General features: G+C 35.9%; 14 protein-coding genes. 10 read left to right on the top strand and 4 right to left on the bottom strand.

Translation table 11 applies throughout. From position 1 onward, the window contains the following. Nucleotides 1-33 precede the first annotated feature (33 nt). The 4 genes from J2772_RS17165 to J2772_RS17150 are packed head-to-tail and all read left to right on the top strand — an operon-like array spanning nt 34 to nt 4682. Complete coding sequence (locus tag J2772_RS17165; protein WP_209918880.1) at nt 34-1320, top strand: sigma-54 interaction domain-containing protein; 1287 nt, start codon at nt 34-36, stop codon at nt 1318-1320. 15 nt (nt 1321-1335) lie between these two features. Further along, nucleotides 1336-2040, top strand: a complete 705-nt coding sequence (locus J2772_RS17160; protein ID WP_209918878.1) for a DUF4013 domain-containing protein — start codon at nt 1336-1338, stop codon at nt 2038-2040. Next, nucleotides 2030-2581 (top strand): LptE family protein, encoded by a 552-nt coding sequence (locus J2772_RS17155; RefSeq protein ID WP_209918876.1) that lies wholly within the window; start codon nt 2030-2032, stop codon nt 2579-2581. Before J2772_RS17160 ends, J2772_RS17155 begins: the two co-directional genes overlap by 11 nt. Nucleotide 2582: 1 nt before the next feature. Next, a complete protein-coding gene (locus tag J2772_RS17150) occupies nt 2583-4682 on the top strand; it encodes a tetratricopeptide repeat protein (RefSeq protein WP_209918874.1) in 2100 nt (699 codons plus the stop codon). A 47-nt stretch (nt 4683-4729) separates the two neighbouring features. Here the strand turns inward: J2772_RS17150 and J2772_RS17145 are convergent, their stop codons facing one another. The 4 genes from J2772_RS17145 to J2772_RS17130 form a co-directional block, all read right to left on the bottom strand. Further along, a complete protein-coding gene (locus J2772_RS17145) occupies nt 4730-5335 on the bottom strand; it encodes a DUF4126 domain-containing protein (protein WP_209918871.1) in 606 nt (201 codons plus the stop codon). Nucleotides 5336-5604: 269 nt separating this feature from the next. Further along, nucleotides 5605-5976, bottom strand: a complete 372-nt coding sequence (rnpA, locus tag J2772_RS17140) for a ribonuclease P protein component (protein ID WP_209918869.1) — start codon at nt 5974-5976, stop codon at nt 5605-5607. Further along, complete coding sequence (locus tag J2772_RS17135; RefSeq protein WP_209918868.1) at nt 5976-6701, bottom strand: ThiF family adenylyltransferase; 726 nt, start codon at nt 6699-6701, stop codon at nt 5976-5978. The genes rnpA and J2772_RS17135 overlap by 1 nt, the downstream gene beginning before the upstream one ends. Then, the gene (locus tag J2772_RS17130; RefSeq protein ID WP_209918866.1) at nt 6694-7320 is read right to left on the bottom strand and encodes a TatD family hydrolase; all 627 of its coding nucleotides are present in this window, start codon (nt 7318-7320) and stop codon (nt 6694-6696) included. Before J2772_RS17130 ends, J2772_RS17135 begins: the two co-directional genes overlap by 8 nt. A 96-nt stretch (nt 7321-7416) precedes the next feature. Here J2772_RS17130 and J2772_RS17125 point away from each other — a divergent pair, with 96 nt between their 5' ends. The 6 genes from J2772_RS17125 to J2772_RS17100 all read left to right on the top strand — a co-directional run bounded on the left by J2772_RS17125 (nt 7417) and on the right by J2772_RS17100 (nt 12304). Next, nucleotides 7417-8046 carry a TetR/AcrR family transcriptional regulator gene (locus J2772_RS17125; RefSeq protein ID WP_066693165.1) on the top strand — a complete coding sequence of 210 codons (630 nt, stop codon included), beginning with the start codon at nt 7417-7419 and terminating at the stop codon, nt 8044-8046. Between the two features lie 103 nt (nt 8047-8149). Next, entirely contained in the window at nt 8150-9145 is a 996-nt protein-coding gene (locus J2772_RS17120; protein WP_209918864.1) for an outer membrane protein assembly factor BamD, read from the top strand. A 42-nt stretch (nt 9146-9187) separates the two neighbouring features. Then, nucleotides 9188-9511 carry a DNA-directed RNA polymerase subunit omega gene (locus J2772_RS17115; protein WP_002983982.1) on the top strand — a complete coding sequence of 108 codons (324 nt, stop codon included), beginning with the start codon at nt 9188-9190 and terminating at the stop codon, nt 9509-9511. A 124-nt stretch (nt 9512-9635) separates the two neighbouring features. Continuing rightward, nucleotides 9636-10841 carry a bifunctional phosphopantothenoylcysteine decarboxylase/phosphopantothenate--cysteine ligase CoaBC gene (gene coaBC, locus J2772_RS17110; protein ID WP_209918862.1) on the top strand — a complete coding sequence of 402 codons (1206 nt, stop codon included), beginning with the start codon at nt 9636-9638 and terminating at the stop codon, nt 10839-10841. 36 nt (nt 10842-10877) lie between these two features. Then, complete coding sequence (locus J2772_RS17105; protein WP_209918852.1) at nt 10878-11783, top strand: DUF4835 family protein; 906 nt, start codon at nt 10878-10880, stop codon at nt 11781-11783. After that, a complete protein-coding gene (locus J2772_RS17100; RefSeq protein WP_209918849.1) occupies nt 11771-12304 on the top strand; it encodes an SMI1/KNR4 family protein in 534 nt (177 codons plus the stop codon). The genes J2772_RS17105 and J2772_RS17100 overlap by 13 nt, the downstream gene beginning before the upstream one ends. Nucleotides 12305-12396: the final 92 nt, after the last annotated feature.

Raw genomic sequence — 12396 nt, 5'->3', positions numbered from 1 at the left:
AGTAACATTCAATCAATAATCAAAAATTTACTTATGAGCAACGAGTTACAAAACATAAAAAACCGCTTCGGAATTATCGGGAACTTTCCGGCACTCAACAGGGCTCTGGAAAAATCGATACAGGTTGCCCCTACAGACATTTCCGTCCTTGTTATCGGAGAAAGTGGAGTAGGGAAAGAATTTATTCCGAAGATCATCCATTCAGAATCCAGAAGAAAACATCAGCCTTATATCGTAGTCAATTGTGGAGCTATTCCTGAAGGAACCATAGACTCAGAATTATTTGGGCACGAAAAAGGAGCTTTTACAGGAGCTACCGCCACCAGAAAAGGATATTTTGAAGTAGCAGATGGCGGAACAATCTTCCTGGATGAGGTAGGAGAGCTTCCTTTACAGACACAGGTTCGTCTTTTAAGAGTACTGGAGAGTGGTGAATTTATGAAAGTAGGATCTTCACAGGTACAAAAAACCAATGTAAGAATTGTAGCAGCTACTAACGTTAACATGATGAAGGCCATTCATGATGGAAGATTCCGTGAAGATCTGTATTACCGTTTAAATACCGTTCAGATTGATATGCCTCCTTTAAGAGAAAGAAAAGGAGATATCCATTTGCTGTTCAGGAAATTTGCAATAGATTTCGCAGAAAAATACAGAATGCCTGAGCTGGAATTGGAGCAAAGTGCTGTTCATTATATAGAAAATTATGCTTTCCCAGGTAACATCCGCCAATTAAGGAATCTTGTTGAGCAGATGACTGTTGTGGAAAGAAACAGAAATATCACTGCAGAAAAGCTTGCAGAATATATTCCGATGGAAACCCACCTTCCAATGGTGGTAAATAATCAGAATACCCCAAAACCAAATGATTTCGGAAGCGAAAGAGAAATCATGTATAAGATTCTCTTCGATATGAGAAACGATATTAATGATTTAAAATCCTTAACTTCGGAATTAATAAAGAACAGAGGAACAGCAGATCTAAGCAATCATGAGAAAAATCTGATTAACAGAATTTATACTCCTGAAACTCAACCACAGCTAAACTCAAACTCTTTACTGTATTTTGAGAATAATGATGCGCCGGCAGTACAGACACCTACCATTATTTCAAGCCCGGATGACAGCTACGAAGATATTGAAGATATTGAAGTAGAAGAAAACAGACCGGAGTCACTTTCTCTTCAGAATAACGAAAAGGATTTGATTATCAAAGCACTGGAAAAGCATAAAGGAAGAAGGAACAGAGCTGCAGATGAACTTGGAATTTCACAGAGAACTTTATATAGAAAAATAAAACAGTATAATCTGGAAGATTAGTAAAGCACAATAAGTATGAATGTAAATTTAAAACCTAAGCCGATTAATTTTAAATTCGGGGAGTATATTAACAGAGGTTTCGAATTCTTAAAAAAAGATTTCGGAAATATTTTTGCTGCATTTTTAGTGTGCATTATCATGTCAATCATCCCTTTTTGTGGAATGCTGGCAATGGGGAACATGTATAAATATCTTCAAAAATTGAATAGAAATCAACCTGCAAGTCCCGGAGATATTTTCGACTTTAAAGACTTTATGCCTTATTTTATTTTACAGCTCATTATTTTTGGAGCCGTGTTAATTATTTACATTCCGCTGATTATTGTATTGGCATTAACGGGAGCATTATCTGGTAGTGATGATCCTAATCCAATGGCAGCGTTTTTTATGTTTCCCTATATACTTGCAGTAATGATAGCGATCTATTACTTTGCATTAAAAGCTTTCTACATTACTCCTTTAATCAGCCTTAAAGGAATTAAGGATTTAAAAACTGCCTGGAATATTTCAAAGGTAATGACCAAAGGAAATCTTATATCAATTCTTCTTTTCTCATTTGTAATAGGCCTTTTAGCTCAGATTGGTGTTCTTGCTTGTGGGATCGGAATTTTTCTTACCATTCCCTTTGTGTATACTGCTAATTATTTTGCTTACGAAGATGCTATTCAACAAATTGAATTTGATGAAATCACTGAAATTGGATCTAAAAATGAATTTTAAAATTAATAATATCAGTCCGAAACAGCCATTGCGAATGATGGTACTCTTTGCTTTGCTGGGAGTATTAAACTCATGCTATAGCTTTACAGGATCATCTCTTACAGACGAAAAAACAGTTCAGATCAATGAGTTCCCGAACAATGCATCTCTTGTAAACCCAACATTGTCCCAACAGTTTTCAACAGATATTCAGAACAGGTTTGTACAGAGAACCACTCTGAAAGGAACAAAAACAAATCCTGATATTCTGATAGAAGGAGAAATTTCAGATTATGCCATTACGCCTACTACCATCAGCTCCAATACGCAGACAAACCCTGCCGGGGGAGTGGTACAACAGGCTCAGAATAAACTTACAATTACTGTAAAAGTACATTATGAAAATAAAGTACACCCGGACTCAAGTTTTGACAGAACGTATTCGGATGAAGCTGCTTTTAACAGTAACTTATCACAGAATGAGATCGAAAATTCTCAGGTGAAGATTGTGACAGAAAGAATTATTAATAAGATTTTTAACGACATTGTAGCGAATTGGTAAGATGAATCCCAGAGTTTTAGAATTAATAAAAAATCCGAAAAATATTCAGTCAGAAGACCTTGGCCTTTTGAAAGAAGAGATTCATGCATTTCCCTATATTCAAAATATCAGGGCACTTCATCTGTATGGAGTACACTTGTATGAAAAGGAAAACTATCAGAAAGAACTTTCCATAACAGCGGCTTATACCACTGATAAAAAAATTCTTTATCAACTAATAAACGGGAAAATTCAGCAGGAAGTAAAAGCGGTAGTAACAGAAGATAAACCATCTGCAATTACTGCTGATAAGCCTGTCAAATACAATTATAATGTTAAAGGTTTCCCGATAAAAAGAGAAGAATCTGCTCCAGCTCCTGAAAAAGAAGAGGCAGAAGAAAAGGAAACATGCATATTACAAACAGCACAGGAAGTTAAACATCTCTATGTAAATGGAGAACGCAATAGAATTCTGTTTGAAGGCGAAGAGAACTTCCTGAATGAAGAAAATACTGAAACGATAGATCTTGAATCTACATTAGAGTCAGGAACACTTGTAACCCAAAAATCAGAACCGGAAACACCAGCGAAAGTTCAAGAAGAAGCAGAAGAAACTATTATTAATGAAGATCAGATTGCTTCAGAAGCGGTAGAAGAAAAAGTTGAAGAAGAGGAAACCCTAAGTTTTGAAGAGACCGAAGCTTTATTACCGGAAACAGAAGTGGAAGAAAATACAGTGGAAGTTCCAATAGAAGGTGTTGAAGCTATTTCTGATGAAGAAGTTCCTGTTTCAGAAATTAAGGAAGAGACAGACCTGAATTGTGCGGAAACAGAATCTTTATTACCAGGAGCAGTTGTTGAAGAAAGCATTGTTGATGTTCCAACAGAAGATGCTGAAGCTATTGCTGACGAAGAAGTTCCTGTTGCTGAAGTTGAAGAAGAAATCATAAAAAAACCGGATGCAGAATTAAGTTTCCATGGAACGGAAGCCTTCTTGCCTGATGTTAAAATTCAGGCCAATAACGACAAGATTATTGAAACAGTTGAAGCTCCTGTACTCAATGTAAATAAGCATGAGGATGAAATACGACGACTGATCGAGGAGGTTGAGAAGAAAATGAAGGAGACTAAATCTGTTCCGCAAGAAGAACAGATAGAGCCGGAAGTAGCTGAAGACCATGAGATAAGCTTTGCAGAGACTCAGAGTTTCCATTTCTGGTCAACCGATCAGGAAAGCTCAGAAGAACCGGAGGAGGTAAAAGAAGAGGAGGTACAGGCAGAGGTGGCTGAGCATATAGAGCCGGAAGTAGAAGTTACAAAAGAAGTAGTTGTAGAAGAAACCGTTCCTGAAGTTCAGGCAGCATGGAAGCCTATGAGCCTTGAATCTAATGTGCCAGATTCTTTAATTAATAAACCGACAGAAACCGTTGCTCCTGTAGTAAATATTCCTGAAGCAGTGGAAATGCCTTCTACCGAGTCAAAAGCTGAAAATATAGAGGTTGTTGAAGAGTCTGAAACAATAACGGAACTTCCTGTTGAAGAGATTTCTGTAGAAAAAGTAGAAGAACAACCTGAAACTACTGAAGAAATAGAGGAAACTCCTGAAGCTGCTTCTCAGAAGGATGGAGAAGTTCCGGTAATGAATGTTTCATTTTTTGGTACAGATATTTCGAGTTTGAAAGTTGGAGAATCAAAGGAAACCAAAGAAGAGCTTATAAAAGAAGAACCAATGAAGGAAGCGGCAGTAGAAAGTAGTCCCCAGTCTCCAATCAACAGCAACGTTCCAGGATTTATCAATACATGGCAGAGCTGGCTGAAAATCGGTAGAACAGACGAGGTTGAAAAAGAGAAAGAGGAGGTCAAAGAAAAAGCGATTGAAGCCTTTATTGAAAACAATCCTAGGATCAGTCAGTTGAGAGATGAAAGCACCTATGTTGTCAAAGAAAAGAATGATGATATTTCCCACCTGATGACTGAAACACTGGCCAATCTTTATTTTGAACAGAAACTATATGCTAAAGCAATTAAAGCATTTGGAATACTGATTAAAAAACATCCGGAAAAGAAAGAATATTTCGAAACCAGAATTAAAGAAATCAAAGATTTTAGAAGTAAAAACTAAAATATAATATAAAAGGTACAGCTCTATGAGACTGTACCTTTTGTTTTTTATTCAGTTGAAGGTGTTTTTTTACCCCTTAGCTTCCTCCATGCTTTTCGTCCGTATACAACTACCACAATCAATAAGATAACTGCCAGAATAGCTGCAATAATAGGAGCCACCATTGCAAGTACAGTCATAATGCCGGCTCCTGCCGTCTCAGTAGTTCCCACTACAGAGTTCCCCAATCCTCCCGTGGTCGCAGTAGAAGCTGCCCGTATTCCTGCAAAACCGGAACTTATGGTAGCAGCCGTTCCTCCCCCGGCAATTAAAGCCAGTGCCCATTGTGGAAAGGTTCCTAATTCAGCGAACTGGCTGGCAAATAAGATAGAACCCGCTACAGTCGCCATAGGAACAGAAACGGTATCCAATAAATGATCTACGAATGGAATATAGTATGCTAAAATTTCAACAATCGTTGCGATTCCTGTAGTGATGAGTGCAGGCAAGCCCGCCAGCCAATCAAAACTTTCACTCATTGGAATCCAATGAAAATAGGAAGCAAGACTTACGGCGAACAGAGGAAGAAAAACCCTGAAGCCGGTAGCAGCAGATAGCCCAATGCCAATAAAGGCACTGATGACATACGAAAAATAGGGAACTTGATCCAACATATTAATTTTCAGATTTATTGTTTCCTATAAAATTACAAAAAGTATGCGAGATTTGAAGAGTGTGAATTTTGGGAGAGATTCGGGATACGAGTTGTATACTTTCGGTTTGTCGGCAAGTATACACTTGATACACAAAATCTATGAAATATAGACTTAGATAAGCTTATATGCGTAATCATCTGTGTGGAAGAAAAAAGAAAAAAATCTGTAAGAGGAAGCCATCAGCAGGGTTAAATATTATCCTAACTGTTAGGCTTCTCTATTAAAACTTATTTTTTCTGAGCCTCACAAAGCTTGATAAACTGTGCTTCCACATCCTGAAACTTCGGTGGCATCTCTGAAGAAACCCAAAATAGCATGGCCATTGTCTTTTCTCCAAAAGCTTCTTTAAATAAGCCTTTATTTAATCGATAGCATTCTCTTAGCAATCTTTTGATACGGTTTCTGTGAACTGCTTTTTTGAAATATCTTTTAGAAACAGAAACTCCAAACTTTCCACTTTCAATTGGGGTGGTGGGTTTATCTTTCAGAATAATGATTCTCAGATTTCCAGAAGTCCGCCATTTACCTTTTTCAAAAAGTAAACTGATCTCTGTGTTTTTTTTGAGCTTTTCCGCTTTCGGATATTTGGTATTCTGCATTAATCTTGTTTCACTAGAGAGTTGATAACTTCAGCAGCAGCATACAAACCGAAAATTGCAGGCATATAGCTTATTGTTCCGTAAAAAGACCTTTTATAATTGGTTCCGTCAGTCATTTTCAAACTTTCTTCATCCTGAATATCATTAGCAAAAACACAACGAACCCCTTTGTCAATTTTTACTTTTTTCAGCCTTTTTCTTACTTGTCTTGCAAGGTGGCAATGTTCGGTTTTGCTAATGTCTCTAACCAATACTTTGCTTGGGTCGGTTTTTCCGCCGGCTCCCATCGAACTTACAATTTTTATCCTTCTTCTTTTGGCTGCTATAATCAAACAAAGTTTTGGCGTAACGCTGTCGATACAGTCTAAAACATAATCAAATTTTGCAGAATCCAAAACTTCATCCATTCTTTCAGGATTTAGAAACTCATTGATTTTAGTTAAATTAAGATCAGGATTAATATCTAAAAGTCTTTCTGCAACAACTTCTACTTTATGTTTTCCAACAGTAGAACGTAAAGCGGGTAACTGTCTGTTTACATTGGTGATATCCACTGTGTCACCATCTACGATCGTCATATTTCCTACTCCAGCTCTCGCCAGAAATTCAGCAGCAAAAGAACCTACACCGCCTAAACCAACAACCAAAACAATGGCTTTATTCAATTTTTCCAAACCTTCTTCTTTTACCAAAAGTTCCGTTCTTTCCAACCAGTTTTTATCCATTTCTTATCGTGTGTAAATTTTCTAAAATTTGTTCGTTGAGGTCTTCCAAAGAAATTCTTTTTATTTCTGAAACTTTCAGATACAATTCCTCGATCTTAAAATCTTCATTGTCAGTTTCTAAAAAGAGTTTGTCTAAGGGAGTGTTTTTTAAAATATCCTGCAAAGATAAATTATACAAAACAGCTTTTCCAAAACTCAGATAAAAATTATTGGCCAGAAGATCTTCTGCAATTTTCTGTTTTTTATTAAAACCATGAATAATCATAGGTTGTTCCGCCTTTTTTTTAAGAGAAATTACCTCGTAAAATTTTCTGACGCAGTGAACGATAACAGGCTTTTTTACTTCATTGGAAATGTTGATCTGTCTTAAAAAAACTTCCTCCTGAATTTTTTGGTCAATAGAAACTAGAGAATCCAAACCACATTCTCCTATGGCAAAACAGTTCTGAAACATCATACTTTTCATCCAGTTCAACTGACGATCTAGATCATTAATGTCAATATCATTGGGGTGTATTCCTATTGAATAAGGGAAATCAGGCGGAATTTGTTCAATGTTCAAATTGTAAATTCCGTCTCGGATGTATTTTTTATGATGATGAAAATTAAAAAATTCCATATTCAAAAATACTACTATTTGGAATTAATATAAAATTATTAAACGATCGTTTATAAATGTGTTAAAAATTTCTTAACTTTACTCAAAGTACACTTTATGAAAAAAAAATTTACTGAAAAACAGATTCACATACTGGATATTGCAGAAGAGTTAATTGCAAAGAAAGGGTACGAAGGAACTTCTGTGAGAGATATTTGCTCTAAAGCTAATATCAACGTCGCTATGATCTCCTATTACTTCGGTTCTAAGGAGAAAATGATGTCTTATCTTTATCAATATAGAGTATTAAAGACCAGGGAAAATTTTTCAGAATTTGCTGATACCATCAAAGAAGGAAAGCCAGAAATGCAGATGCGAGAAATGATAAAATATATTGTTTCCCAGCTGTTCAAATACAATTATTTCCATGGGTTTGTTACCCAGGAACTCCGTCATACAGAGAATTTAAAGGATGAGTTGCTGGATTTTTACCAGCTGTTTGTGAAAAAACTGGATGAAGTCATCAAAAAAGGAGTGGCTTCAGGAGTATTTACCTTTACTCCAAAGCCGGAAGATATTCTTACGATGATTATCGGTTCTACTTTATTTGTGATCCGGAATAAAAATTTTTATGAACTTTACGTACCAAGTAAAAACGAAGAAGCTTATGCTAAAGAGGCTGAAAAGAAAGTGAGAATGAATCTTTTATTAAGCGTTTTTGCAATTTTAGGATATGCTGCAGACTAAAATTACGTTAAATATTCATAAAAAAAAATCTATTGACAAAAAAGTTATATTTTTGCAAATTAGTAAATCGGCTGTATAATCCGAAAACTGTTGAATTTTTTATATGAAAAAATATATTTTAGGTCTTTTTGCTGTAGCAGTGATGGCATCATGTGTTAGCCAGCAAGAAAGAGCAATGAAGAGTGCTGATAAAGATTTTATCTTAAAAGCTGCCAATGAAAACTTCGCTAAGAAAAAGTGGAAAAACGCATTGGCTCTTTATGACAGACTAGCGAACCTTGTAGCGGGAACGGATGACTTTCCTAACGTAGGTTTCAATACAGCTTATGCCAATTACTACGATAAAAGTTATAAACTGGCGGGGCATCAGTTTAAAAACTTTGCGGTAAACTTTCCAAAAGATCCAAGAGCAGAAGAAGCAGCTTATATGTCTGCATTATGTTACTATGAAGGATCTATGGATTATAACCTTGATCAGTCGAGTACAGAATTAGCGGTTAATGAGCTTCAGGACTTCCTGAACAATTATCCGAATTCAGAAAGATCAAAAAATATTAGTCAACTTATTGACGAGCTTTCTTATAAGCTGGAGTTTAAAGCTTATGAAAACGGAAGACAGTACTTTAAAATGGGTGAGTACAAAGCTGCTAACGTAGCATTAGAAAATGTATTGGAAGATTTCCCAAGTACAAAACTTCGTCCGAAAATTTATGATTATATCATGAAATCTCGTTATGAATTAGCTATAAAGTCTGTTTATAGTCTTAAAGACGAACGTATTGAAAGTGCTTTAACCTATGTGAAAATGGTTGAAAAGGAGCTTCCTAATACAGAATACTCTAAAACTGCATCTGATCTAAGAGCAAAGCTGGAAAAAGAAAAAGAACATTTTGTAGTTGTTAAAAAAGAAACAGAAGCAAAAATTGCAGCTTTAACAGCTAAACAAAAGAAAGAAGCTGAAAAGCTTGCCAGCCAGGATAAAAAAGAACAGCAGATTAAAGATCAAATCAGTAACGAAAAGCAGGCAAAGCAGATGCAGAGGGATAGTGCGGCACTTCAGACCCCTCCGCCAGCAGCGACTTTCAAAATTAAAAGATAATTCGTAAATTTGCCATCTTAAAATAAAAATAAATTTCTCAAAATGAGTGTAAAAGATACAAAAGCAGAAGTAAATACTATTACTTACGACAAAGATAAGATTGAAGATAAAGTAGGTTCAATCTACGAAGCTATTGTTATCATGGGAAAGAGAGCAGAGCAAATTAATGCGGAGATCCGTACGGAGCTTCACAACAAATTAGATGAATTTGCTGTTCACAATTCTACATTGGAAGAGGTTTTCGAAAACAGAGAACAAATTGAAATCTCTAAACATTACGAAAAACTTCCAAAGCCAACTTCAATTGCTATTGAAGAATGGTTAAACGATGATGTGTATTTTAGAAAAACAGAAGAAAGAAAGTAATCATCTGTGTTTTTTATAAACAAAGGTCATAAAGGAACTAAGTTCTTTTATGACCTTTGCTGTTTTAAACCCTGATTGTGGGAAAAAATAAGTATTTTAGTATTTCAAAAAAAATTAAAGCTAAATGAGTGTTTCCGGTAAAAAGATCCTTATTGCTGTTTCTGGCGGAATTGCAGCCTATAAAGTTCACTTTCTGATAAGAGACTTTGTAAAGCAAGGAGCCGAAGTACAGGTAATTATGACCCCCGATGCAGAACATTTTGTAACCAAATTAAGTTTGGCTACGCTATCGAAGAAACCAGTTTATTCTGATTTTTATGGTGATAACGGAACCTGGAACAGCCACGTGGAACTTGCTTTATGGGCAGACGTGATGATTGTGGCTCCGTGTACTGCCAATACCTTGTCTAAAATGATCCACGGAATGTGTGATAATCTCGTGATCGCAACCTATATGTCTGCAAAATGTCCGGTATTTATTGCTCCGGCAATGGATTTGGATATGTATGCACATCCTTCTACAAAGAAAAATTTAGAGCTTGCAGAAAGTTATGAACATATTATCATCCCTGCTGAAAGCGGAGAACTTGCAAGTGGTCTGATAGGACAGGGAAGAATGTCAGAACCGGCAACAATTTTTAATACTGTTGAAAATTATTTTTCAGATCATATTGTTGAAAAAAGTCTTGAAGGGAAAACTGTATTAATTACGGCAGGACCTACCTATGAAGCGATTGACCCGGTAAGATTCATAGGAAATCATTCCTCAGGAAAAATGGGGTTCTCTTTGGCTGAAGAAGCTTCAAAAAGAGGGGCCAAGGTGATTCTGATCTCAGGACCCAGTTCCCAAACCCTTACTGATAAAAATGTAGAGCTGTATAAAGTAACTTCTGCAAAAGAAATGCTGGCTAAAGTATTTGAGTTTTATGATACAATAGATATTGGAATTGCAAGTGCTGCCGTAGCAGATTATGCACCAAAGGATGTGGCTAAGGAAAAGATCAAGAAGAATGATGAAAACCTAACCATTGAACTGGTGAAAAATCCTGATATTCTTAAAACGATGGGAGAAAAGAAAACCCATCAGTTTCTGGTAGGATTTGCTTTGGAAACTCAGAATGAAGAGGAAAATGCAAAAGGAAAACTGGAAAAGAAAAACCTTGATATGATTGTGTTGAACTCTTTACGAGATGAAGGTGCTGGGTTTAAAAATGATACCAACAAGATCAAAATATTCACTAAAACAGAGAAAAGAGAATTTGATCTGAAGTCGAAAGGAGATGTGGCAAAAGATATTCTCAATTTTGTTGAATCTCAGCTTTTAAAATAATTTTAATAAATTTCCGTTCTCAATTTTTAATAGACAATGAAAAAAATTATAAGTTTATTTTTTCTGTTATTTATCTTTAATCTTGGTTTTTCCCAAGAGTTGCTGGCAACCGTTCAGGTAAACTCCCAGCAGATAGGGGGAAGTAACCAGCAGGCTTTTAAAGCTTTGGAGAAAAGTCTTAGAGACTTTATCAACAATACCAGCTGGACGGGGAAGAAATTACAGAATTTTGAAAAGATCAAATGTGGTTTTTCCATTGTTATTGCAGAAAGAGATGTCAACAAATTTAAAGGAACCATTGTGATTCAGGCGGTACGCCCTGTCTATAATACCACGTATGAGTCTCCTTTACTCAACCTTCAGGATCAGAGATTCAGTTTTGAATATATTGAGAACGAAAACCTTATTTTCAACGAGAGACAATTTTCCGGGAAGAACCTTACCGATGTAATCAGTTTCTATATTTATCTTATTTTAGGCTATGATGCTGATAGCTTCCAATCTATGGGAGGAACCCAGTGGTTCACAAAAGCACAGCAGATTGCTCAAAATTCTCAAAACAGGAACTATGACGGTTGGAATATGATTAACGAACCGAGAAGCCGTACCATATTGATTAACGAAATTATGAATCCAAACTGGAGCCAGTTGAGATCTACCATGTATACCTATCACAGATCCGGTATGGATAATCTTTTTAATCAGGATCAGACAGCAGGAAAAAAAGTGATTTTTGATGCTCTGATGCAGCTTAAAATGTATGAGAACTCCTTCCAGCAAGGCTTTTTCTTCAATCTTTTCATGGATACTAAAAGTGATGAGATCTTCAATGTTTTCAATTCCGGGAATAATGGCGGACTTATCCTTAACGATCTGAAGCAGACGATGATTATTCTTTCTCCAAAAAATATTGATAACAAGTGGAATAAATGGAAGAATTAAGGCATGAAGAAGGACAAATTAAAGAAATAGTTGACAGAACACTTGATTTTTGGGTTGAGAATGAACTCAATCAGCTTCCCTGCGATATTGAAAAAGAAATGCTTGCCCCGGATCAGCCAGATGATGAATGGAAATTCTGGCTTCCTGTTACAAGTACAGTTACAGACGCTCAGCTTAAGGAGTTTGAAAAAGAAACTGGGTTTGTTTTCCCTGAAGATTTTAAAATATTTCTGAAACATAAACACTTTTATGAACTTCAGATCTCGGAAGTTTCCTTTTGTTCACTTCCTGTTAGTTCGTGGAGAGCTTCTCTTCGTGAAATGATGTTCGAGACTTACCCAAGAGAACTCCTTTTTAATAAAGGATATGTTCCTTTTGCTGTATACAGTGACTGGGGACTCTTGTGTTTTGATACCCACAACAATAATGCGGTGGTTCTTTGGGACCATGAATATGAAGATTCTTTTGAATATCAATACCCAAACTTTTATGAACTGCTAACAGAAATTTCAAAAGCATAAGACTGCCTATTTAATCGTTATCTGCCATTTCTGTTTTCATTAAAAAAACCTATTTTTACAATCAATATTAATATCTGATAAAAACACGGATT

Source organism: Chryseobacterium jejuense, from assembly GCF_017877355.1.
In the GTDB taxonomy this organism is placed as follows: domain Bacteria; phylum Bacteroidota; class Bacteroidia; order Flavobacteriales; family Weeksellaceae; genus Chryseobacterium; species Chryseobacterium jejuense_A.
The sequence above is the reverse complement of the archived record's forward strand: the minus strand, read 5'-3'. Positions and strand labels throughout refer to the sequence as shown.